The following is a 23370-nucleotide window of genomic DNA, read 5'->3' as shown; positions in this document are numbered from 1 at the left end:
TGAGTTCCGACTTCCCAATTCACACTTCCTACTTCATTTCAGCAGTGCCAGCCAGATCGGCAGCGTGGCAATCGCCGCCAGCATGTTCACCGCGGTGATGGACGCCACCAACGGGCCGTCGCCGCCCATGCGCACGGCGAGGATGTAGGCCGACGAAGCGGTGGGCAGCGCGGCCATCACCACCGCCGCGGCCAGGTATTCCCCCTGCAGACCGAACATGCCTCCCACCCACCAGGCCATCGCCGGCACGGCGAGCAGCTTCACCGCGCTGAGATAGACCACCACGCCCACCTGCCGCCCTGGAATCACCAGGCGCAAACCCGCGCCCACCGCGATCAGGCCCAGGGGCAGGGCCGCACCCCCCAGGAAACCCAGGGTGACGTCGAGCACCTCCGGCACCGGGATGCCCAATGCCGCCCAGGCCAGGCCCGCGAAGGTGGAGAGGATCAGCGGATTGCCCAGGATTTCCCTGAACACCCCGCCGCCGCCGTGATGGGCCAGGACCCACACCGAGGCCACGTTCACCAGGGGGATCATGAAACCCGCGAGCAGGCCGAAGCTGGCGATGCCATCCTGGGCATACAGGGCGCCCAGGATTGCGAAGCCGATGTAGCTGTTGAAGCGGAAGCTGCACTGGAACGCCGAGCCGAACGACACCGTGGGCATCCTGAACAGCCAGCGGGCGGCGTAACCCAGGATCATGCCCGCGCCCATGAACAGCACGCCGGTGTAGATCATGGGACTGGCCTGATCCAGTTGCAGCGGCCGGCTGGCCAGGGTGCCGAACAGCAGGGCAGGGAAGAGGATATAGTAGGTGAGCCGTTCCAGGTCCGGCCAGAAGGACTGGCCGAACACCCCGTAACGGCGCAACAGGTAACCGATCAGGACCAGGGCAATGGTCGGCAGGAGCAGACCGATGACATTCATGGATTGATGGCCGCTCTACGATGACAGGGCCGGGCATGCGCCGCGACCTGGAGCGGCGATCAAGGCCTGGCTTCCTGAACGCTCTGGTACACGTGCGCGGTGGTGTTCACCAGGGAGCAGCGGTATTCCACGGGGGTGTCGTGGTATGTGTAGGCAATGCGTTCGACCTGCAGCACCGGCGTGTTGACCGCCACGCCGAGCAACTGCGCTTCTTCCGGCCCCACGCCCACCGCGCGCAACTGCTCCGAGGTCCGGATCACGTTCAGGCCCAGTCGCTCCTGGTAGAGCTGGTAGACGGGTCCCGTGCGCCGCTCGAAGCTCTCCCTGTCCAGGGCATCGAACCGCGCGGCATCGAGGTAGATGTCGTAGACCTCCACCGGCTTGCCTTCCATGCGCAACAGGTTGCGCACGTGGATGACTCGATCACCCCGCTCCAGGTTCAGGCGGGTGGCGAGGCGGGCATCGGCCTTGATGCGCCGGTATTGCAGCAGCTCCGGGACGGGCAGGTGCTTTGTCCCGTCTTCGTTGATCACATGGTAGAAGTGATACAGGTAGCGGTTCACGGAGTGGGTGGCCACGAAGGTGCCACGGCCCTGCTGGCGCACCAGGATGTTCTCGGCAGCCAGCTCGTCGATGGCCTTGCGCACCGTGCCGATGCTGACGTTGAAGCGTTGCGCCAGTTTCGACTCGCTGGGGATGGCCTCGTTGGGTTTCCACTCGCCCGCCGCGAGTCCCTGGGTCAGCAGGCGCTTGACCCGTTTGTACAGGGGGCCGTGGTGGAGATCCGGCGTGCTGATCGACTCGTTCATGATCAATCGGCCCTCATCGGCAAGATCCAGGCCTGATTCATCCACATCAGGTGAAAGGTTAAGTCCTTCGGATGGGTTATCTTACCTGAATGGACAACCTGGCACATGCAGTCCAGGGGCTGGCTTGCTGAGCCGCATGGCTTGACGCGGGATCCGGCCGGCGAGCGCACATTCATCGCCCGGAAAGATACTAGTGATCGCCCTGAGCGATGGTTCGTATGCCATTGACCCGGAACGTTCATCGGCCAGCAAAAAAGTCAGACGATAGCCATCACACTTTGCCTGCGAGCCCGGTCACACATTGGAAAGCCGGCTCACAGCCCGTCCGCGAAAAGCACCACCTCATCCTCAGTGCCCCCTCAAATGCATTTCTTCCCGCTAGCCTCCCACTCAGTGTCTGACGATCGACTGACTGAAGACACCGCAGCAACCGGATTCACAGTTGTGACGAGAATCTCGGCACAGGGGTCCGGATCACTGCCAGAGTGACAGTGAAGTTGACCTGATGATTGGGCACCGCCCGGGAGATAAGAAAATGTTTACACGGAAGATCACACGGACTGTTGTTACCACCGCCGCCTTCTTCATCATCGGTTTCGTCCATGCCAGCCAGGGCGAGGCGGAACAGTTCCAGCAACTTGCCGCTCTGGACAACTCGACCCAGGCGATCCACTCGGATGTCACTGCGCCCTCCGGCCGCAGCGCCCTGACGCCGGGTCTGGACAGGAACGCGTTCGAACAGGAACTGAGCGAGCGATTCCTGGGCACCCATCTGCTCTATCTGAAGCTCTCCGACGAGGCCAGGGATGCGGTCTTCGTGCTCTACCAGGAGGACAACCGCATCGACGGCATCCGTCGCATGGTGGCCTATTCGCTCTGAGCGTGAGGGGATAGGCGTGAGGGGATAGGCGTGTTCAAGACAGAGGTGGCGGCCAGCAGGCCGCCGCCTCACACCTGACGCCTCACACCTGACGCCTCACACCTGACGCCTCACACCTGACGCCTCACACCTCACACTCACAACACCACTTCCTCATCACCCGCCGCGTTGATGCCCCTGCGGATCAGCAGGGTTCCGCTCTGACGATACAGGTCGGTGAGGGCCTGGCGGTGGCGGATCAGCGCCTCCACTTCCTCCAGCTGGCTTTCCAGCAGATCCCGCTGCGCCTGGGCAAGGGCCAAGGCGGTGCCGGTGCCCACGGCGAAACGCGCCTGCTCCGCGCGCAATACCTCTTCCTGCAACTCGCGGGTCACCTTCGTGGCATTGATCTGTTCACGGGTGCGTTCCGCCTCGAGCCAGGCCGTCTGCACGTCCAGTGCCGCAAGCTGCGCCAGGTTGGCCACGGCCTCCAGGGCCTGCTGCCGACTCAGCCGGGCCCTGCGCGTCTCCGCCTGGGCGGCCCTGTTGCCGAAGGGCATCTCGAAACGCAGGCCCAGGCTGTAGTCGTAACCGGGGCCGTCCAGATCCCGCCAGGCACGGCCGAAGGCATCGGCGTAGCCTGACTCGCCCAGGGTGATGAACAGATCCAGACGCGGCAACAGACCCTGTCGTGTGCGGATGACCTCCAGCTCACCCCGCCGGGCGCGGATGCGGGATTCGTTGAGATCCGGTCGCAACTGCCGGGCCAGCCGCACATGCAGGTCCACCGGATCCATCACGCTGGTGGAGATCTCCGGACGCTGCTCCAGTTCGATGCGCGTATCCCAACTGGCACCGGCGGGGTTGACCAGCTGCAACAGGCGCATGCGCGTGGTGGCCTGCTGGGCCCGGGCATTGATGAGTCCCTGGCGTCGCAGGGCCACCTCGGCAAGTGCCGCGGTCTCCTCGGTCTCGGCACGCTGACCGACGCGGATGCGGCTGCGGGTATCGGAGAGCTGCTGCTCGGCCACGGCCAGGGCCTCGGCGAAGATCTCCGTGCGGCGACTCGCCAGTACGAAGTCCCAGTAGGCGCGCTCCACGTCCGCCACCAGGGCCTCGGCGAATCCGCGCAACTCGTACTCCGAGGCCAGGGTATCCAGCTCTGCCTGGCGCAGACGGGCCAGGTTGGATTCCATCCGTGCACCGCGCAGCAGGGCCTGGGTCAGGGTGATGCCGGCACGGGCGCTGAACTGGTCGTCATCGAGTCGGCTGGAGCCGCTGCGCACGCTTCTCAGACTGAGCTCCACCTGGGTACCGGTGGGAAACTGCTGACGCACGCCGGCCTCGAGAAGATCCCGATCCGAGGTCACGAGATCGACTTCCTCGACCTCCACCAGCTGCCTGACCACCCGATCACCCGAATGGCTGGCCTCGGCAAACAGCACCGGGTCGAACACCGCGCGCTCGGTGGCCTCGAAGGTGCCGGTGATCAGCGGCCGAAGCTGCTGGATGGACAGCGCCCGGTTTTGACGCAGGGCCAGGAACACCGCGTTCTCCACGGACAGCGACAGGGTCTCGCTATCGCCGGTCACAGGCGACCAGCCCTCGGGGATATCTAGCCCGCATATCTCACCACCGTTCGTAGCGAGGGCGTCGAGATGCCGCTGTGACGGGGCGCGCGGAGCGCAAGACGGCGCCGGCGTAGCCGACACTACGTCAAGCCGGCTGAAGTGAGCACGCCCCGTCACAGCGAGCAGATCGGCGGCCGCAGTAGAAGGGTGGTGAGATATGCGGGCTAGCCTCAGCCCCTGTCCACGCACGCCATCGGAGGCCACTGGACTGCCCTTGTCCAGGCGCAGTTCCTGATCGTCCACCCGCGGTGCGTTGATGTCCACGGCGCGGGTCTCGATCTGGCTGCGCCCGGCATCGCCGGGACGCGACGCATTGCCGGTGTCCTGCGCCATGGACAGGGCAGGGAGGCACAGCGCACAGAGCAGGGGAATCAGGCGTTGGTGCATGGGGCTTGTCCTTGTTCTGTGCGTGGCCGGTCGCGATGGAACAGGGTGTAGAGCGCCGGGATCAGTAGCAGGGTGATCAGGGTGGAGCTGAGCAGCCCGCCGATCACAGCACGGGCCATGGGCGCCTGGGCCTCGCCACCTTCACCCACACCCAGGGCCAGGGGAATCAGGGCCAGGATGGTGGTCAGCGAGGTCATCAGGATGGGACGCAGGCGCCGGCGTCCGGCCTCGCGCACCGCGTCCATGACCGCCCATCCCTCGTCCCGGTGCAGGCGCGCGCTCTGATCCACCAGGAGGATGGCGTTGTTCACCGCAATGCCCACCAGCATGATCACGCCGATCATGGACTGTACGTTGATGGTGGAGTCGGTGGCCAACAGCAGGCCCACCACGCCGATGAGCGCCAAGGGCACGGACATCATCACGATGAGCGGATCGCGCAGGGATTCGTACAGGCTCGCCATCACCATGTACACGAGTGCTATGGCCATGATCAGGGCGATGGACAGTTCCGTGAAGGCGCGCTGCTGTTCCTCGAAATCACCGGCAAAGATCACGTCCACGTTGCGGGGCAGGGGAAGGTCCGCGATGCTGGCCCGCGCATCCGCCACCACGGAACCAAGATCCCGCCCGGCGATGTTGGCCGAGACGGTGTTGATGCGCTGCTGTTCCTTGCGCTGGATGCTGGTGGGCCCGAGGCCCATCTCGAAGCTCACCAGGTTGCGCAGGGACACGGGCTCTCCACCGCGTCCGGGCAGGGTCAGCTGAAGGATGTCCTCCAGGGTGAGGCGCTCGGCGTTGTTGAGCTGCACCAGGATGCGGGACTCCGTGCCTGCGTAGCGGAATTCACCGGCGCTTGCCCCGCCAAGCGCGGTCTCGAGCGTGCGCGCCACCTGTGCCACGCTCACGCCCAGATCCGCGGCCCGGGCCCGATCGATGCGCACCATCTGCTGGGGCAGGCCATCGTCCCGGCCCAGGCGCACATCGGTGATGCCTTCAACCGTACGCAGCCGCGTTGAGACCTCCCGGGCGATCATGTCCAGCTGCGCAAGATCAAATCCGCGCACCTCCACGGTCAGCCGTTCGCCGTCCTCGCCACCCAGGCCTCGGATCACCATGCCCTGGCTGGCACGCACGCGCACCGTGGTGCCGGCTATGCCGGTGAGGTGGCGACGCAGCTCGGCGGCGATCTCCTCGCTGGAACGGCTGCGCTCGGCAAGCTCCGTGAGGCCCACCTGGATGCGTGCAAAATTGTTGGGGCCCACGCTGACGATGGTGCTGCGCAGCTCCGGCACCCGCTCCAGCAGGATCTGCTCGATGCGCACCACCTGGGCGTCCAGCACCTCGAGCCGGGTCCCGGCCTCCATCTCGATGTTGACCCGAATCTCACCCTCATCGGTGGGCGGCATGAATTCGGTGCCCAGACGGGGGATCAGCGAGAGCGCCACGGCAAACAGGCCAATGCTCAGCATGATGATGAACCAGCGCTGCTGCTGACTGCGCTCGAGCAGGAACAGGTATCCGGACTCGATGGCCTTCACCAGCCGGCGCGCGGTGCGGCCCAGCGCGGCCACCGGCGCGATGCTCTGGCGCGTGGCGATGGTCAGGCGTCGGCCCATGAGCATGGGTACCAGGGTCAGGGCCACCAATAGGGAACAGAATAGGGAGAAGGCCACCACGAAGGCCAGCTGCTTGAACAGGATGCCCGCCAGGTCCTGGGCGAAGAACATGGGCATGAAGATGGCGAGCGTGGTCAGGGTACTGGCGATGATGGCGGCAGAGACATCGCCGGTGCCATGGACTGCGGCATCGAGCGGGGCCAGGCCGTCTTCCGTGCGCCGGCGGGCGATGTTCTCGATCACCACGATGGCGTTGTCCACCATCAGACCGACGCCCAGGGCCAGGCCGCCCAGGGTCATGAGGTTCAGGGTGAAGCCGCCGAAATAGATCAGCCCGAAGGTGGCGATCACCGAGACCGGGATGGCGGTGGCGGCCACCAGGGTGAAGCGCAGGTTTCTGAGGAAGAACAGCAACACCAGCAGGGCGAGACTGCCACCATAGAGAATGGAACGACTGACGTTCTCGATGGAGCGCTCGATATAACGGGCATTGTTGATGGGCACCGTGATGCTCAGCTGCGGGAAGTCCGCGTTGAGTCGGCGGATCTCCTGCTGCACGGCACGGGCCACTTCCACGGTATTGGCGTCCGACTGCTTGCGCACCGCCAGGCGCACGCCCGGTTCACCGTTGATGCGGATGATGCGGGTAATGCGCTGGTGGGTATCGCGCACCTGGGCCACCTGGTGCAGGGTGATGGGCGCGCCGTCACGCACAGCCACCACGGTGGCGCGCAGTTCCTCCAGGCTCTCGAATTCACCCGGTGTGCGCACGCGCAGATCCAGGCGCCCCATGGCGATCTCGCCGGCGGGCACGTTCACATTGGCATCCCGGATGGCGTTGCGGATGTCCTCCAGGCTCAGGCCCAGGGCCTGCAGGCGTTCGGGGAAGACCTCCACGCGCACCTCGCGCTCAAGCCCGCCCCACACGTCCAGGGCCGCCACGCCGGGCACCCGCTCGAGACGCGGCCGGATACGGTCATCGATGATCTGGCGCATCTCCAGCGGATCCAGGCGTCCGGCGACACCCACCAGCATCACCGGCGACATGGCGGTGTCGAACCTACGGACCCTGGGACGCTCGGCGTTCTCGGGCAGGCGATTGATGATGCGCTCCAGCCGGTCGCGCACGTCGTTGGTGGCCTCGTCCAGGTTGGCACCCCAGTCGAAGGCGATGCGCACGCTACTTCTACCCTCGGAGGAGGTGGAGGTGATCTCCAGCACCCCGGGGACCGCGGCGACCACTTCCTCGATGGGGCGGGTCACCAGTTGTTCCACCTCTTCGGGGCCGGCGTTGGCATAGCTGGTGGTGACGGTGATGGTGGGGTAGGTGATGTCCGGCAGCAGATCGATGGGCAGACGCAGCAGTGCCATGAGACCGAGGGTGACCACGATGAGGGTCACCATCACGGTGAACACCGGACGGGGGACGGTGAAGCGGGCGACGTTCATCGACGGGCGCCCCGGCCGTCCACCTGCTCGGCGTCCACCACGCGCACCCGGCCGCCGTCACTGAGCAGGTGGTGGCCCAGGGTCACCACTCGGCCATGCAACTCTGGACTGCGGATCTCCACCCAGTCGCCCTCACGCACCCCCGTGCCCACCGGCACGAAGCGCGCCAGGGGCGCCTCGCCGGACTCATCCAGCAGGAATACACCTGGCGCACCTTCCCGTTCCACCAGGGCGTCCAGGGGCACCACCGTGGCATGCTCAACGCGGCTCACCTGGATGCTGGCCTCCACGAACATGCCGGGGCGCAGGCGCAAATCTTCATTGGGCACGCTGATCTCGACCCGCGCCTGTCGCGAGGTCTCACGGAACTCCGGCGCAAGCCGGGAGAGCGTGCCGGTGAATCGTTCTCCGGGAAAGGCCTCCGCACGCAGGATTACCTCCTGCCCCGGGGCAAGGCGGGTGTAGTCACGCTCGGTGACGAACACCACCGCGCGCAGGGGATTGGGCTCCACCAGGGCCAGCACCGGGCTGTTGGCCTGGAGAATGACGCCCTCGTCGGCGTAACGTTCGGCCACCAGGCGCTCGGTGTCATCGCCGTGCCACTGGGCACGCAACTCCGTGTAGGACAAGCGGATTTGCGCCCCGGCCAGGGCCGCCTCCCGCTGCTGGATCTGGGAACGGGCCAGCTCCAGACGTGCCGCCTGGGCCTGAACCTCGGTCTCGGCAGCCTCCAGTTCCGACTGTGAAGCGACCCGCTGGGCACGCAGTTCCCGGGTGCGCACCAGGGCGCGCCGCGCCGCCTCCAGGGAGGCCTCCGCCTCGGCCAGCCCGGCACGGGCCACCGCCAGTTCAGCCCGGGACTGCTGCAATTCCTGCTCGAAGGCATCGGTGTCCAGTCGCGCCAGCAGATCACCCCGGCGCACGGTGTCGCCGATGTCCACGAACACACGGTCAAGCCGTCCCGCCACCCGGGGTGTGATCTCCACCCGGCTGGCGGCGACCAGGGAGCCGGTAAAGCGCAGCACCTCACGCATCTCCCGGGTCTGCACCTCCGCCACCGTCACCGCCACCGCCCGCGAGGAACCCTGCACGGCGCCGGGCGCGGCGCCCGGGGCCGTGGCGTCGGGGGCCTCGGGGGCATTGAGCCACCACAGGACAGCGGCAAAGGCGACGAGAAGCAGGGCGGGGAGGATCAGTTTTTTCATGTTATTCGTTTCGTTTGTTGGACGGTGTCGTAACTGCGTATTAGACGTCTAACGCATCAGCCACGGGTCTGGTTGACCCCGGCACAAGATCACACGAGGAATGCGACAGACCGGCTGCGCGGATGTTCACTGATTGTGCCAGAGCACACCCAGGCGTGGGGCAGGAAACACTGCCCCACGCGACGAGGGCGTGGGCGACGGGGATCAGGGCAGGGCGCCCGGGTGCTCCTGCTGGGCCTCGACCACCGCCAGGGCGGTCATGTTGACCAGGCGACGCACCGAGGCCGTCTCCGTGAGGATGTGCACCGGGCGGGCGGCGCCGAGCAGGATCGGGCCGACACTGACACCCTCGCCACTGGCGGCCTTGAGCAGGTTGAAGGCGATGTTGGCGGCATCCACGTTGGGCATGATGAGCAGATTCGCCTCGCCCGTGAGACGGCATCCCTGGTAGAGGCGCTCGCGCACCTCCTCGCGCAGGGCGGCATCGGCCTGCATCTCGCCGTCCACCTCCAGGTCCGGGTCCAGGCGTTCGATCATGGCGCGGGCCTCCGCCAGCTTGCGCGCTCCGGGGTAGTGCTCGCTGCCGAAGCTGGAGTAGGAGAGCAGGGCCACCTTGGGGGTGACACCGAAACGGCGCACCGCGTCGGCCGCCATGAGCGTGATCTCGGCAATGGTGGCGGCGTCGGGGTTCTCGTTGACGTAGGTGTCGCTGATGAACAGGGTGCGACCCGGCAGGAGCAGCACGCTCATGGCGGCGAAGTGATGCCGCCCCGGGGCACGGCCGATGACATCGGAGACATGCCGCAGGTGATGGGAAAGCCGCCCGGTGACGCCGCAGATCAGGGCATCCGCATAGCCGTGGCGCAGCAGCATGCAGCCGATCAGGGTGGTGTCGCTGCGCATGAGTTTCTTGGCGATGTCCGGCGTGACGCCCCTGCGTCCCAGCAGCGCGTGGTAGTCGGTCCAGAGCGGCCGGTAGCGCGGGTCGGAATCCGGGTTGACCAGCTCGAAGTCCTTGCCTGGCTCCAGTTGCAGACCGATGCGCTCGATACGCATCTGCACCACCTCGGGCCGTCCGATGAGGATGGGGTGCGCAAGCCCTTCCTCCAGCACCGTCTGCACCGCGTGCAGCACCCGCTCGTCCTCGCCCTCGGCGAACACCACGCGCCGGGGCGCGAGCTTGGCCGCCGCGAACACCGGCTTCATGACGAAGCCGGACTGGTAGACGAAGTTGCTCAGGTGATCCCGGTAGGCCTCCAGGTCCTCGATGGGCGTGGTGGCCACGCCCGAGTCCATGGCCGCCCTGGCCACCATGGGCGCGATCTTCACGATCAGGCGTGGATCGAAGGGCTTGGGGATCAGGTAGGTGGGACCGAAACGCAGGTTGGTCTCTCCATAGGCCTGGGCCACCACGTCGGAAGGCTGGGCGCGGGCCAGTTCCGCCAGCGCGTGCACGGCGGCCACCTTCATCTCGTCGCTGATGGTGCGCGCCCCCACGTCCAGGGCGCCGCGGAAGATGAACGGAAAACACAGCACGTTGTTCACCTGGTTCGGATAGTCCGAGCGCCCGGTGGCGATCAGGGCGTCCTGGCGCACCTTGACCACCTCTTCCGGCAGGATCTCCGGATCGGGATTGGCCAGGGCCATGATGAGCGGGAAGGGGGCCATGCGCGCCACCATCTCGGGCTTGAGCACCCCGCCGGCCGAGAGCCCGAGGAACACGTCGGCGTCCTGGATCACCTCCCCCAGCCCGCGGGCCTCGGTGCGCTTGGCAAAGCGGGCCTTGTAGGGGTCCATCTCCGCGGTCCGCCCCTCGTAGACCAACCCCTCGATGTCGGTGACCCAGATGTTCTCCTCGGGCAGCCCCAGGGTCACCAGCAGGTCCAGGCAGGCCAGGGCGGCCGCACCGGCACCGGAGGTGACCAGCTTGACCCGCTTCAGATCCTTGCTGGCCAGGGTCATGGCATTGAGCACCGCCGCCGCCACCACGATGGCCGTGCCGTGCTGGTCGTCGTGGAATACCGGGATATTCATGCGCTCCCGCAGCCGGCTCTCGATCTGGAAGCACTCCGGGGCCTTGATGTCCTCCAGGTTGATCCCACCGAAGGTGGGCTCCAAGGCCGCGATCATCTCCACCAGCTTGTCAGGGTCGCGCTCGTTCAGTTCCAGGTCGAACACGTCGATGTTGGCGAACTTCTTGAACAGGACCGCCTTGCCCTCCATCACCGGCTTGGCGGCCAGGGGGCCGATCTGTCCAAGTCCCAGCACCGCCGTGCCGTTGGTGACCACGCCCACCAGGTTGCTTCGGGCCGTCAGCCGCGCCGCCTCGGCGGGATCCCCTGCAATGGCTCGGGAGGCGGCCGCCACACCCGGCGAGTAGGCGAGGGCCAGGTCCCGCTGGTTGGTCAGCCCCTTGGTGGGTACAACGGCGAGTTTTCCCGGGGTCGGCAGCGCGTGGTAGTCGAGCGCCGCCTGGTCGAGGGTGGTCTTGTCCATGGGGCCGCCTTGTCGGGTATCTGGCGTGAATGAAGTGGACGGCACCTGCATGCCGCGCACCGCGTACCCTGATTATGTGTGATGGCGGGGATTTGCACACAAATGGCGAGTGCGAAGCTTGCGATTGAGTCGTGACAAGTGAGTCATCTCAGAGAAGAACGCGAAGAGCGGATGAATAAATGAAATTAGTTATCTATAAACATAAAGATACGCAGCATACTTTATGCAGAATATTAGTCGTGCAGCCTGCCAGTAAACCAGCCGAAGGGACTCAGGGAAGGGACTGCTGCCACATGGAAGCCATCCGCACTTATCTTTTATTTAACATAATATACATTATGCGAACTAGACAGGGCGGACTTCACCGGGCGGCCCTCCGTGCTTCGGGTCCCTTGCGGACCGCTCGGGGGCTGGCGGGCGCACAGGCAGCGACAGCGCCTGCGCCCGCCAGCGGGCTGGATTTGGGGTGGCGGTCCTTGTAACACCGCCACTTACTCCCATGGGTGGGAGTCACCCCCCTGTTTTGGGGTCTCACGACGTCTGCCGGATTGTCAGAATGGCCACTCATCACGGCAAAGCATCGCCGGATCTGGCCATTTTGGCCAGTCCGGGACGGCACAATGCGCCCTGCGGGTTGGGTGAATCTCCGTCCAGGGACCGGAAACCGGCCAAGGTGGCCGCTGTAAGCGGCCATGCTGGCCGGTTTCACACCCCAAGCGGGAATGCGGCTCTCAAGTCTCATGAGTGGACTCCTCTCGGTCTGTTTCGTCGTACCAAGCATCAGGGAAGCTGTCACTATCGAGCAGTTCCATTGCTTGCATGACGTCGTTGACGTGCTCCCTCCAGTCCTTGTGGTCACAGGATTTTTGAACCGACTCGAGGACCTCCACGAGGCCCCAGAATTTGTGGCACGGGTCGTGAAGTGCATCCCACAGGCGGCGCAGCTCTGCTTGGTCAAGCGTGGGTTCGGATGTCATGAGCGTTTCTCCTCATCGTTGTGGATCACACGGAACCGGGCCCGACGGGCCTCGATCTCTGCCTGGCGCATCGCCAGGCGGTGTTCTACCTGCTGGGCATCGATGGCCATCAGCGTCTCTTCGGCCTGGCTGGGCGTGTCGGCCATGCCGATCTCCACGATCAGCTTCTGGAAGGCGTAGCCAAGGCCCATCCAGCCGTCCGGCAACTCATCGGCCCAGCTGCCCAGGAAGTACAGGTGCTCACGCAGGAACGCGACGCGTTCCTTGTGCATCAGGTCATCGAGGTTCATGGCTTCACCCCCTGTGCCTTTTGAGAGCGCGCAGGACGCGCGCTCGGGCCGCCAGGACGGCGGCCCTGTCTACGGACGGACGCTGACCCATGGACGGCGCTCTTTGAGGTGCCAGGGGCTTGAGGCAGGGCATTGGCGCGGCCACCAGACTGCGGGCGCCCTACCCGGCTGCCCGCGCCACGCCAAACCCCAGCGAAGCTGGCTGTTTCGCGTTGGCTATGGGCGATCCCCACCATCAGGGCCTGCACCCCATCGGCCAGCTGCCTGGCCGCCGGGGATTCATCGGTCAGCAGGCTGGTGTAGATCATCGCCGTGAGCATCCCCACCAGCTCGAGCTGCGCGATCAGTTCCACCGGGCGGGGGTTTTCGGGATCAAGCGCGATCCGTGCGGCACGCTCGTAGGGCTGGGAGTTCTGCTGACCGCGCAGCACCTGGCGCACCCACGGCAGCTCCTGAACCTGCTTGGCGCTGAACTCGATCCCGTCCGGCGAGACCAGCGCATCCCCCTGAATGCGCCACCCGGCCCACTCCCGGCCAAGGGGCACGCCGTCCACGTGCAGGCACAGCAGCGCCCAGACGGATAGCGGGATCGGCCGCTCTCCGGCCTCGTAGGCCCGCCAGCTGCGCTCGGACACCCCGCACAGCCGGGCAGCGGCGGCACGGCTGAGGCCGCCTTCCAGCCAGCACTTTTGCTTTATATCACAGGCACTTGGAAGCGGAAGATCATATACATTATGCGAACTAGACTCAGGGGGTCAGGGTAGCCTATGTCCAGCTGCCACGAAGAAGATCGCGGCACTCCATACAGAGGAAAACCGGCAAGACAGCGACAAGCCTTGTGAGCTCTGTCTGCACTACCTAAGACACCAGGCAAAACTCAAGCACCCATCCGCCTCAGGGGTCATTCGGTGCGCACAGTCGGCTCCCATGCAATACTTCCGTGCACATCCGGAAGCCATCGACGAGACAGAGCATTCAGCCATGGGTATCTCGTGTTGTTCGCCACATGCCGCCGCGAGCGGCATCAATCCCTGCCACTGTGGCGCGCCCCATACTCAGAACGCCTTCAGGCGCATCGAGGCCGATCTGACACGTCGTCAGTTTCTGGGCGGTGCCGCCGCCGTACTGGGCATGTTCGCGGGCTTCGGTCTCGCGCCCCGTGAGGTCCGGGCCCAGGCGCCGGGCCAGCCACTGCTGCTCACCCATCTGCGCCTGTTCGACGGCGAGACGCTCTCCCTGCGGGACGACGTTGACATCCTGATCGAAGGCGGCCGCATCGCCGCCCTGCCCCGCCGCGGACAGCGCCCCGTCGACACCCAGGTGATCGACTGTGGCGGACGGGCGGTGATCCCCGGCCTGATCGACGCACACTGGCACGCCACCCTGGCGGGCGTGAGCCAGATGGTGGCCATGACCGCCGACGTGGGCTTCCTGCACCTGATGGCGGGCCGCGAGGCGGGCGCGACCCTGATGCGCGGCTTCACCACCGTACGCGACGTGGGCGGACCGGCCTTCGGCCTGAAGATGGCCATCGACCGGGGCATGGTCAGCGGCCCGCGCATCTTTCCCTCCGGCGCGATGATCTCCCAGACCTCCGGACACGGCGATTTCCGGCACCTGCACGAGCTGCCGCGCATGCCCGGCACGCCGGCGAGCCATATCGAGACTAGCGGCGTGGCGGCCATTGCAGACGGTGTTGATGAAGTCCTGCGCCGCACCCGGGAACAGCTCATGAAGGGCGCCAGCCAGATCAAGATCATGGCCGGCGGGGGCGTCTCCAGCCTGTACGATCCCCTGGATACGGCCCAGTTCCTGGAAGAGGAAATGCGTGCCGCCGTGCGCGCCGCCGAGGACTGGGGCACCTACGTGTGTGCCCACGTCTACACCCCCACGGGCATCCAGCGCGCCATCCGCGCCGGGGTCAAATCCATCGAGCACGGTCAGCTGGCGGACGAGGACACCGTGCGCATGATGGCGGATGAAGGCGTGTGGTGGAGCATCCAGCCCTTTCTGGACGACGAGGACGCCAACCCCAAAAGCGATCCCGTCTCCCGGGCCAAGCAGCTCCAGGTGTCGGAGGGCACCGTGCGGGCCTTTGAACTGGGCCGCAAACACGGCGTGCCCATGGCCTTCGGCACCGACATCCTGTTCAGCGCCGCGGGCGGCGCCAGCCAGGGTCGCCAGCTCGCCAAGCTCGCGCGCTTCATGAAACCGCTCGAGGCCCTGCACATGGCCACCGGCGCGGCCGGCCGACTGCTGGCGCTGTCCGGTGATCGTGCCCCCTACGACGGCCGCCTCGGCGTCATCACCGAAGGGGCGCTGGCCGATCTGTTGGTGGTGGATGGCGATCCGGTAACCGATCTTGGCTGGCTTGAGGATCCGGCGGGCAAGCTGCGGTTGATCATGAAGGGCGGGAGTCTCTTCAAGAACACCCTGTCGTGAGCAATGCGTTGGCCTGGCAGTGCCACTTCGTGTCAGTGGCCCCGCCAAGCGGCAGTTGCGTCATGGTGCTTGCGGGACATTGGGTCTCAAGCGCTTGCCCGTCCCGAATGGGCTTCACCCGGCATGGGTGGATGTCGATGTCCAAGGTATCGCCCATGCTCGCGCAGATGCGGGTGGTCGGCTGGCAATTCGGGATGCCCGTGCGCGACCGGTACTTCTTCAACGCTCGGCCATAGTGTAACCGCCAGTGTGACGGAAACGCCGGCAAGTAGAGCAAGTGTGCCAAACGTTGCAGCCATGCCGATCTGCGTGCCCAACACACCGGCCAGCGGATAGGTGATCAACCAGCACAGATGGGAGAGGGCGAACTGCGCGGCAAAGACCGCCGCGCGATCCTCGGGCATCGACGAACGGCGCAGCAGCCGCCCGCTGGGTGTCTGCACCACGGCATATCCAACGCCCAGTACCGCACAGAGGGCTAGAAGCGTTGCGAAGCCTGCCTCCGCAAGAAACGACCCGGCACCCAGGCCGACGACCAGCAGCGCGGCCCCGGCCAGCATCACGGGGCGGTCGGCAACGCGGTCCAGCAGCCGCGGTAGAGTGAGCGCGGCGATCATCGAACCGCCCCCGAAGGCCGCCATGGCCAACGCCACGTGGGAAGACGCCAACCCGAAACCTGCCTGCACGATCACGACCGTGTTGACGATCACCATCGATCCCGCTGCGGCGACGGACAGGTTAAGCGCCAGCAGCCCGCGCAAACGTGGCGAGGCCACATAGAGGCGAAGGCCGCGAGTGGTTCGATCCCAGATGCCGCGCGGCCTGCCGGGATGCGGGCTGGGCAGGACGACCGACAGGACCAACACCGCCGAGGCCAGAAAGCCGAACACCGTACCGGTGAACAGCACCGAATAGGTCACGAACATCAGCAATGCAGCCGCCAGCATGGGTGACACCAGGTTCTCCAGATCGTAGGCCAGCCGCGACAGGGACAGTGCGCGTGTGTAGTCCCGTTCGTCGGGCAGCACGTCGGGGATGGTGGCCTGGAAGGTGGGCGTGAAGCCCGCGGAAGCCGCCTGCAACAGGAAGATCAGAACATAGATCTGCCAGACCTCGGTGACGAAGGGCAGCATGAGCGCTACCCCGGCACGGATCAGGTCAAGCGTGACCAGCATGGCCTTCCGGGGCGCGCGTTGGGCGAAGGCGGCTGCCACGGGGGCAAGTCCCACGTAAGCCACCATCTTGATGGCCAGTGCCGTACCCAGCACCTGCCCCGCATCGGGGCCAGCCAGATCCCAGGCCAGCAGGGCCAGCGCGATGGTCAGAAGCCCGGTGCCCAACAGCGCGATGACTTGCGCGGCGAACAGGTGACGGAAGGTGCGATTGGCCACGATGCGCAGCATAGGAAGTCCTCACAGGAGTTTGGCCAGCGCCTTCAGTTCGTCGAGTGCATCACCTTCGGACAGGCAATGGTCGATATGGTCGTGGATCAGGGTGCGCTTGGCCGCGGTCAACGCCGATTCCACGGCCTGCAACTGTCGGGCGATGTCGAGGCAGGGCTCCTCGGACTCGATCATTGCGATGACATGGCGCAGGTGTCCCTCGGCGCGGCGCAGGCGTTTGACGATGGCGGGATGGGTGGTGTGTCGATGTTTGGCCATGGCGCGCATCATATCCCCCCCGGGGGGATACGAAAAGGGACGCAGTACGATTGATAGGGAGGCCCTGACGGGGAGATGACCGTTGTGGAATCCGGTACTCCAGCCTCGGTCGCTCTGTAAGGTACGCACCCGCGGGATCACCCGCGTCCCCGCTCGCAGGCAGCCTGCTGCCGGCGAGGATTCCTTTGTCGCCGACCGTTCCTTATCCCGCGCAGCAGGAGAGTTTCGCGACATCCTGACTGAAGGTTTGGGCGGCCAGCTTGATGCCCTCGACCATGGTCAGATACGGGAACAGCTGATCGGCAAGTTCCGTGACCGTCATCCCTGCCCGCAGGGCGATGGCGGCGCTCTGGATGATCTCGCCCGCCTCGGGGGCGACCACCTGCGCACCCAGCAGGCGTCCGCTGTCCGCCTCCGCCACCAGCTTGATGAAACCTCTGGCATCGAAATTGGCCAGTGCCCGGGGGACGTTCTCAAGTCCCAGGGTACGGCTCTCCGGCTTGAGGCCTTGGGCTCGTGCCTCAGCCTCGCTCAGGCCCACGGTGGCCACCTGCGGATCGGTAAACACCACGGCGGGTACGACGCGCAGGTCCAGGCGTGCGGTACCACCGGTCATATTGATGGCGGCGCGGGTACCGGCAGCCGCCACCACATACACGTATTGGGGTTGATCGGTGCAATCCCCCGCCGCGTAGATGTGCGCGGCGCTGGTGCGCAGTTGATCGTCCACCAGGATGGCACCGCCCGCAGAGGTCTCCACGCCAGCACGATCCAGACCCAGCTCCCCGGTATTGGGGCGCCGCCCCGCAGCCACCAGCAACCGGTCGGCCCGCACTTCACCGTTGCCGGTCTGCAACAGGAACTCCCCGTTCTCGTGGGTCACACGATGTGCCTGGGTGTTTTCCAGTATCTCGATGCCCTCTTCCCTCAGGACCGCCGTCATGTGTTCGCCGATGGCCGGATCTTCCCGGTAGAACAGGGTGCGACGGGCCAGCACCGTGACCCGGCTGCCCAGACGGGCGAAGGCCTGGGCCAGTTCCATGGCCACCACCGAAGACCCGATTACCGCCAGACGCTCGGGGATCTGTTCGCTTTCCAATGCCTCCGTGGAGGTCCAGTACGGGGTTTGCGCAAGACCGGGGATGGGGGGGACGGCCGCACCGGCGCCGGTGGCGATCAGACAACGATCGAAATCGATGGTCTGGTCCTGCCCGTCTGAATTCATGATCCTGAGTCTATGCTGGGACTCGAAACGGGCGCTGCCCCGTATGAGGGTGATTCCGGGGGTGCCCGCCAGGATGGACGCGTACTTCGCCTGACGCAGTTCCTCCACCCGTCCCTGTTGCTGGGCGAACAGTGCACCCCGGTCGATGGCAGGATGGCAGGGCGCGATCCCCTCGTCGAAGGGGCTGGACTGGCGCATCCGCGCCACCTGGGCGGCACGGATGAAGATCTTGGAGGGCACGCAGCCCACGTTCACACACGTCCCACCCAGGGTGCTGCGCTCGATCAGGGTCACCCGGGCGCCCCGCTCCACCGCCCTGAGGGCCGCCGCCATGGCCGCACCGCCACTGCCGAGGATGGCCACGTGCAGACCGTCTTCGGCGGCGCCGGATTGCACCCTCCTCACGGCCGCATCGGCAAGCTCCGCCCCATAGCCCAAGGCGGTCACGGCACTCAGCAGCGCTGTCCCAGACACATCCGCCTGGACCTCCACCCGGGCAAGCGCCTTCGGATAGTTCACATCCGCGTTACTGACACCCGGCACCTGGGCCAGGGCTGCCTGCACATGGGATGCGCAGGACGGGCAGGTCATGCCCGTCAGTTTGATCTCATGCATGGCCATGGTCGCGCCCTAGTCTTTCACTCGCGACGGGAAACCCACGGCATCGGTGGCCGCGGCCAGTTCCAGTTCGTCGGTCAACTGGTCGTCGAGATGTGACTTGCGAAACATGGACAGACTCCTGTGCCCTTGACCCATGACGCCGTAAACTTACTTCCGTAGCCAAGTACGGAGTCAAGGCCATGGGGCAACAGGAAGATCTGACCATTGGCGCCTTTGCCAAGGCAGCCGGTGTGAACGTGGAGACCATCCGTTTCTACCAGCGCAGGGGCCTGCTCCCGGAGCCCACGCGACCGCTGGGCGGCATTCGCCGTTACGGCGCCAAGGACGTGGCGCGGGTGAGATTCATCAAGAGCGCCCAGCGCCTGGGTTTCTCCCTGGACGAGGTGGCCGAACTGTTGCGTCTCGAAGATGGTGCCCAGTGCAGCGAGGCCCGAGCGCTCGCCGAAGGCAAACTGACCGACATCCGGGAAAGACTGGAGGATCTCACGCGCATCGAGCAGGCCCTCTCGCGCCTGGTGACCCGATGTCGTAGCAAGAAGGGCAACGTGAACTGTCCGCTGATCGATGCGCTTCAGAGGCAATCGGTCGAGACGCCCTGAAGGGACAAGAGAGCGATTGGATACTTTGGGATGAAATGAAAAGCGGTCTGTGCTGCTACGCCGCTTTCATGAGTCACGTCCGCTTGGCGGCAGTCTGCTCAAGGCGTTCGGCCAACCAGACCTTGATGATCGATTGACGCGTGACGCCAAGGCGACTGGCCTCCCGGTCCAGGGATTCGATCATCCAGTCCGGGAAGTCCACATTGACTCTTCGCTGCTTCTGGAGTGGGCGGCGGGCCTTTGCAACGTCCAGGTGGTCTGTGACGTCCTCGCCGTTGTCAAATTTGCTATCAAATGTCTTCGCTTTCATAAAGGGCTACCTCTTCGGCCCGGGCCCGACGAACAGAGATGATTCGGATACGGCTGCGCCTGTGCGTGATGACTGCCGACCAGTGCTTCCCCTTGATCCGACCAATGACCAGGAAGCGTGGCTCATCAACAAACGAAAAGGGGTCGACGCCAAATAGACTATTCGTAGTGACTCCAGAGCCGGAGAACTTTCACCACCCGCTCATCTTCGAGCACCTGGTAGACCAGACGATGTTGGATATTGATCCTGCGTGAGTACGCCCCCACAAGATCGCCGACCAGCTTTTCGAACGGGGGCGGTTTACGATAGGGGTCTTCTGAAATCAGCGCCAGCAATTCCTGGGCCTTCGGTTTGAGGCCACTTGAAGCGAGCTTTTTAGCGTCCTTCTGTGCCTGTCTGGTGTAGACCAGCCTCCAGGTCACCAGTCCAGGTCCTCTGCGCATTCATCGACAGGGCACTCCATGCCCTCGCGAATGGACTCCCGCATGCCGGGCACGGACAACAGGTACAAGGTCTCCTGGATCGCTGCCCAGTCCTCTTCGGAAACCAACACGGCCCTGTTCCGCTTGCCCATGATGACGATGGGCTGGTGGGACTCGGCAGTTTCATCAATCAGCCGATAAAGATTGCTACGCGCCTCGGTAGCCGTAATGCCGGCCATGACACACCTCCAGAGTGCTCAACTGACCATCATGGTACGCTTTTAAGTACGTACGTCAATACGAACGCCATGTAGCCCGCGCCAGATACGCCCAATATGCGTCACCGTGGCCCGAGCGCCTTTTCCCAACAAAGGGGCAATCCTGATCATCCGCTCTTAATCCTGTGAATCCTGTCCATTCCCCTATTCAGCAGTCGCCAGATCAATCCCCTCCCCCATCACCTGGGCCAGAAACCGGATCTGCTCTTCGGTGATCACGTAGGGCGGCATCAGGTAACTGACGTTCCCTAGGGGCCGCAGCAGGGCACCGCGCTTGAGGGCATGCTGGTAGATCTTCAGGCCTCGCCGCTCCTGCCAGGGATAGGGCTCCCGACGGCCCTTGTCCCTGACCATCTCCACGGCGGCGATCATGCCGGTCTGGCGCACGTCGGCCACGTGGGGGTGGTCCTTGAGCGGCGCCAGGGCCTCGGCCATGACGGCGGCAAGGCGCCGGTTGTTGCCGATCACGTCCTCGCGCTCGAACAGGTCCAGGGTGCCCAGGGCGGCGGCGCAGGCCAGGGCATTGCCGGTGTAGGAATGGGAATGCAGGAAGGCGCTGAGCTTTTCGTACTCGTCGTAGAAGGCCTGGTAGACGTCCTCGGTGGTGAGCACGGCGGAGAGCGGCAGGTAGCCGCCGGTCAGGCCCTTGGAGAGGCACATGAAGTCGGGGCTGATGCCCGCCTGTTCGCAGGCGAACATCGTGCCGGTGCGGCCGAAGCCCACGGCGATCTCGTCGGCGATCAGGTGCACCCCATGACGGTCGCAGGCCTCCCGAAGCAGGGTGAGGTAGCGGGGGTGGTACATGCGCATGGAACCGGCGCATTGCACCAGGGGCTCGACGATCACCGCGCAGGTCTCGTGGGCGTGCTCGGCCAGGGCCTGCTCCATGTGCCGGAACTGCCGTTCGGCCACCTGTTCACAGGTCTCGCCCGGCTCCCGGTGGTAGCAGTCGGGGGCCTCGACGGTGATAGGTTGCATTAAAAGAGGCTTGTAAGTCTCTTTATATAAAGCAACATCTCCCACCGCCAGGGCACCCAGGGTCTCACCGTGGTAGCTGTTGGACAGGCACATGAAGCGGGTCTTGTCCCGCTGCCCCCGGTTGAGCCAGTAGTGGAAGCTCATCTTGAGCGCCACCTCCACGGCGGAGGAGCCGTTGTCGGCGTAGAAGCAGCGGGTGAGTCCCGGCGGGGTGATGTTGACCAGCTTCTCGGAGAGGCGGATCACCGGCTCGTGGGTGAAGCCGGCGAGGATCACGTGCTCCAGCTCATCCAGCTGGTCGCGGATAACCTGGTTGATATGGGGGTTGGCGTGGCCGAACAGGTTGACCCACCAGGAGCTGACGGCATCGATGTAGCGCTTGCCGTCGAAGTCCTCCAGCCAGACCCCCTCCCCCCGGCGGATCGGGATCATGGGCAGGCGCTCGTGATCCTTCATCTGGGTGCAGGGATGCCAGACCACGGACAGGTCGCGGCGGGTAAGTTCGTCGTTGCGCGTCATGGCCCGGATTCTATCAGGGGCCTGGGCGTCGGGTGTGGCCTATCAAAGAACGGATTTGCCGCAGAGACGCGGAGGCGCAGAGGTAAGGAACGAATGGGGGATTTCTCATTTACTCCCTCTCGTTTCTCTGCGCCTCCGCGTCTCTGCGGCAATCTTTTTTCAGCCGCTACCCGCCTGCATGGCCTCGTACTCGTCTTCGAAGAAGAACTTCTCTTCCCCGAAGGCGGGCTTGAGGTGGTTCAGCCAGGTGGCCTGTTCATCATATTTGGCGAAGAACGGGCGCTGCACCCAGTCGGGGTTGCGGGCCTGGATGAAGCGCAGCACGAACACCTTCTCGCCCTGGATCTCGGCCACGCCCTGGATCTCCACCTTGCCGGGGCCGGCGCTCATGGACGGGCCACGGGCGGTGCGGCCCAGGCCGGAGACCTGCTTCATGGCCTCCCGGTAGATGTTCGCTGCTTTCGCCAGCGGCACCTCGAAGTAGTGCCGGGCGCCGGTGTCGCGCTCCACGAACATGTAGTAGGGGATGATCCCCAGTTGCACCTGGGTCTTCCACAGGCGTGCCCACACGGCGGGGTCGTCGTTGATGTGGGCCAGCAGCGGACCCTGGCTGCGGATCTCCACGCCGGTCTCGCGCAGGCGGCGGATGGCCTCACGGGCGATGGGCGTCTCCAGCTCCCGCCAGTGGTTGTAGTGGGCCATGATGGCCACGTGGCGGCCGGACTTCACCAGGCGGGTGAGCAGGCCCAGCAGCTCGTCAGCGTCGTTGTCGGTGACGAAGCGGTAGGGCCAGAAGGTGAGCGCCTTGGTGCCGATGCGCACGGTCTGCACGTGGGCCAGGCTGTCATCCTCCATGAGCGGCTCCAGGTACTGGGCCAGGTTCTTGGTCTTCATGACCATGGGATCGCCGCCGGTGACCAGCAGGTCCGTGACCTGGGGGTGTTCGCGCAGGTAGCCGAGCACCTGGTCCTTCTGGTTGGAGGCGATGCGCAGGTCCTTGTCGCCCACGAACTGGGCCCAGCGGAAGCAGAAGGTGCAGTAGGAATGGCAGGTCTGGCCCTGGCTGGGGAAGAACAGCACCGTCTCCCGGTACTTGTGCTGCAGTCCTTCCACCACCTCCCCGTTGACCCGGGGCAGGTTCATCTCCAGCTGCCCGGCGGGATGGGGGTTGAGGCCGTCGCGCAGTTCCTTGGCCAGGGCCGAGATCTGCGCCTTGTCGGCGCCGCGGCGGTGCAGCTCGGCCATGCGCTCGTAGCTCTCGGGGGCCAGCATGCCCTTCTGGGGGAAGGTGAGCTGGAAGATGGGATCGGCGGGGATGTCGCTCCAGTCGATCAGCTCGTTGATGACGTACTCGTTGACCCGGAACGGCAGCACGCTGGCCACCACCTTCATCTCGAAGCGCTGGGCCTCGGTGAGCTTCGCCAGCTGGGGGATCTTCTCCAGGCTGCGCTCGTTGAAGACCTTGAAGGGGCGGGCCTCGATCGCACCCAGGTCGGTATCGCTGTAGAACTTGAGAACGGAACTCATGCAGTGCGCCTCCGATGCTGCCGGGGCCCGGGGAACTTAACCCGAATGTTTCATGAATTCGTGCGATGATCGCGCAGGATATTGGCCGCACAGGGGATTTTCCGAGGGAGCGCCGTATCGGGCTATACGGCCGACTGAG

Annotated in this window: 20 protein-coding genes and 1 pseudogene; 3 read left to right on the top strand and 18 right to left on the bottom strand. The window is 65.2% G+C overall.

The features are described 5' to 3' along the window. Positions 1 to 33 precede the first annotated feature (33 nt). Both D580_RS0100420 and D580_RS0100415 read right to left on the bottom strand, forming a co-directional pair. Entirely contained in the window at positions 34 to 927 is an 894-nt protein-coding gene (locus D580_RS0100420; protein WP_018952467.1) for an AEC family transporter, read from the bottom strand. 59 nt (positions 928 to 986) lie between these two features. Beyond that, positions 987 to 1736, bottom strand: a complete 750-nt coding sequence (locus D580_RS0100415) for a GntR family transcriptional regulator (protein WP_038042900.1) — start codon at positions 1734 to 1736, stop codon at positions 987 to 989. Between the two features lie 535 nt (positions 1737 to 2271). Between D580_RS0100415 and D580_RS0100410 the strand changes: the two genes are divergently transcribed. Continuing rightward, entirely contained in the window at positions 2272 to 2616 is a 345-nt protein-coding gene (locus D580_RS0100410; RefSeq protein ID WP_018952465.1) for a hypothetical protein, read from the top strand. Positions 2617 to 2753: 137 nt separating this feature from the next. On the opposite strand, the gene D580_RS0100405 is transcribed toward D580_RS0100410, so the two are convergent. From D580_RS0100405 to D580_RS0100375, 7 genes are all read right to left on the bottom strand, one after another. Continuing rightward, positions 2754 to 4613, bottom strand: coding sequence for a TolC family protein (locus D580_RS0100405; RefSeq protein WP_231363461.1), 1860 nt, complete (start codon positions 4611 to 4613; stop codon positions 2754 to 2756). After that, on the bottom strand, positions 4598 to 7681 hold the full coding sequence (locus D580_RS0100400) for an efflux RND transporter permease subunit (protein WP_018952463.1): 3084 nt from the start codon (positions 7679 to 7681) through the stop codon (positions 4598 to 4600). Before D580_RS0100400 ends, D580_RS0100405 begins: the two co-directional genes overlap by 16 nt. Next, a complete protein-coding gene (locus tag D580_RS0100395) occupies positions 7678 to 8886 on the bottom strand; it encodes an efflux RND transporter periplasmic adaptor subunit (protein WP_018952462.1) in 1209 nt (402 codons plus the stop codon). The genes D580_RS0100400 and D580_RS0100395 overlap by 4 nt, the downstream gene beginning before the upstream one ends. A 204-nt stretch (positions 8887 to 9090) precedes the next feature. Further along, on the bottom strand, positions 9091 to 11382 hold the full coding sequence (locus D580_RS0100390; RefSeq protein ID WP_018952461.1) for an NADP-dependent malic enzyme: 2292 nt from the start codon (positions 11380 to 11382) through the stop codon (positions 9091 to 9093). Positions 11383 to 12113: 731 nt separating this feature from the next. Continuing rightward, on the bottom strand, positions 12114 to 12359 hold the full coding sequence (locus tag D580_RS0100385) for a hypothetical protein (protein ID WP_018952460.1): 246 nt from the start codon (positions 12357 to 12359) through the stop codon (positions 12114 to 12116). Next, positions 12356 to 12649, bottom strand: a complete 294-nt coding sequence (locus tag D580_RS0100380; protein ID WP_018952459.1) for a hypothetical protein — start codon at positions 12647 to 12649, stop codon at positions 12356 to 12358. The genes D580_RS0100385 and D580_RS0100380 overlap by 4 nt, the downstream gene beginning before the upstream one ends. Beyond that, entirely contained in the window at positions 12646 to 13329 is a 684-nt protein-coding gene (locus D580_RS0100375) for a DUF3653 domain-containing protein (protein WP_269208086.1), read from the bottom strand. Before D580_RS0100375 ends, D580_RS0100380 begins: the two co-directional genes overlap by 4 nt. A 301-nt stretch (positions 13330 to 13630) precedes the next feature. Between D580_RS0100375 and D580_RS0100370 the strand changes: the two genes are divergently transcribed. Continuing rightward, complete coding sequence (locus D580_RS0100370) at positions 13631 to 15091, top strand: metal-dependent hydrolase family protein (RefSeq protein WP_018952457.1); 1461 nt, start codon at positions 13631 to 13633, stop codon at positions 15089 to 15091. Positions 15092 to 15177: 86 nt separating this feature from the next. On the opposite strand, the gene D580_RS0100365 is transcribed toward D580_RS0100370, so the two are convergent. The 3 genes from D580_RS0100365 to merA form a co-directional block, all read right to left on the bottom strand. Beyond that, positions 15178 to 16494: an MFS transporter gene (locus D580_RS0100365; RefSeq protein ID WP_018952456.1), complete on the bottom strand. Its 1317-nt coding sequence runs from the start codon at positions 16492 to 16494 to the stop codon at positions 15178 to 15180. A 9-nt stretch (positions 16495 to 16503) separates the two neighbouring features. Further along, the gene (locus D580_RS0100360) at positions 16504 to 16761 is read right to left on the bottom strand and encodes a metal-sensing transcriptional repressor (protein WP_018952455.1); all 258 of its coding nucleotides are present in this window, start codon (positions 16759 to 16761) and stop codon (positions 16504 to 16506) included. 193 nt (positions 16762 to 16954) lie between these two features. Further along, the gene (gene merA, locus D580_RS0100355; protein WP_026289558.1) at positions 16955 to 18592 is read right to left on the bottom strand and encodes a mercury(II) reductase; all 1638 of its coding nucleotides are present in this window, start codon (positions 18590 to 18592) and stop codon (positions 16955 to 16957) included. Positions 18593 to 18777: 185 nt separating this feature from the next. Between merA and merR the strand changes: the two genes are divergently transcribed. Next, complete coding sequence (gene merR / locus D580_RS0100345) at positions 18778 to 19197, top strand: Hg(II)-responsive transcriptional regulator (RefSeq protein WP_018952452.1); 420 nt, start codon at positions 18778 to 18780, stop codon at positions 19195 to 19197. A 73-nt stretch (positions 19198 to 19270) separates the two neighbouring features. On the opposite strand, the gene brnA is transcribed toward merR, so the two are convergent. From brnA to D580_RS0100320, 6 genes and pseudogenes are all read right to left on the bottom strand, one after another. Further along, a complete protein-coding gene (gene brnA / locus D580_RS0100340; protein WP_012638288.1) occupies positions 19271 to 19507 on the bottom strand; it encodes a type II toxin-antitoxin system BrnA family antitoxin in 237 nt (78 codons plus the stop codon). Beyond that, positions 19488 to 19634: pseudogene (locus D580_RS15940) on the bottom strand (BrnT family toxin); the annotation flags it as partial. The pseudogene D580_RS15940 and the gene brnA, both read right to left, overlap by 20 nt. A 31-nt stretch (positions 19635 to 19665) precedes the next feature. Beyond that, on the bottom strand, positions 19666 to 19929 hold the full coding sequence (locus D580_RS0100335) for a Txe/YoeB family addiction module toxin (protein ID WP_018952451.1): 264 nt from the start codon (positions 19927 to 19929) through the stop codon (positions 19666 to 19668). Next, a complete protein-coding gene (locus tag D580_RS0100330; protein ID WP_018952450.1) occupies positions 19926 to 20168 on the bottom strand; it encodes a type II toxin-antitoxin system Phd/YefM family antitoxin in 243 nt (80 codons plus the stop codon). The genes D580_RS0100335 and D580_RS0100330 overlap by 4 nt, the downstream gene beginning before the upstream one ends. Positions 20169 to 20351: 183 nt before the next feature. Continuing rightward, on the bottom strand, positions 20352 to 21704 hold the full coding sequence (locus D580_RS0100325) for an adenosylmethionine--8-amino-7-oxononanoate transaminase (protein WP_018952449.1): 1353 nt from the start codon (positions 21702 to 21704) through the stop codon (positions 20352 to 20354). Between the two features lie 159 nt (positions 21705 to 21863). Then, positions 21864 to 23231 (bottom strand): KamA family radical SAM protein, encoded by a 1368-nt coding sequence (locus D580_RS0100320; RefSeq protein ID WP_018952448.1) that lies wholly within the window; start codon positions 23229 to 23231, stop codon positions 21864 to 21866. Between the last annotated feature and the right edge of the window lie 139 nt (positions 23232 to 23370).

It is taken from the genome of Thioalkalivibrio sulfidiphilus, from assembly GCF_000377945.1.
In the GTDB taxonomy this organism is placed as follows: domain Bacteria; phylum Pseudomonadota; class Gammaproteobacteria; order Ectothiorhodospirales; family Ectothiorhodospiraceae; genus Thioalkalivibrio_A; species Thioalkalivibrio_A sulfidiphilus_A.
Note: the sequence above shows the minus strand (reverse complement) of the source record. Positions and strands in the feature narration are given on the sequence as shown.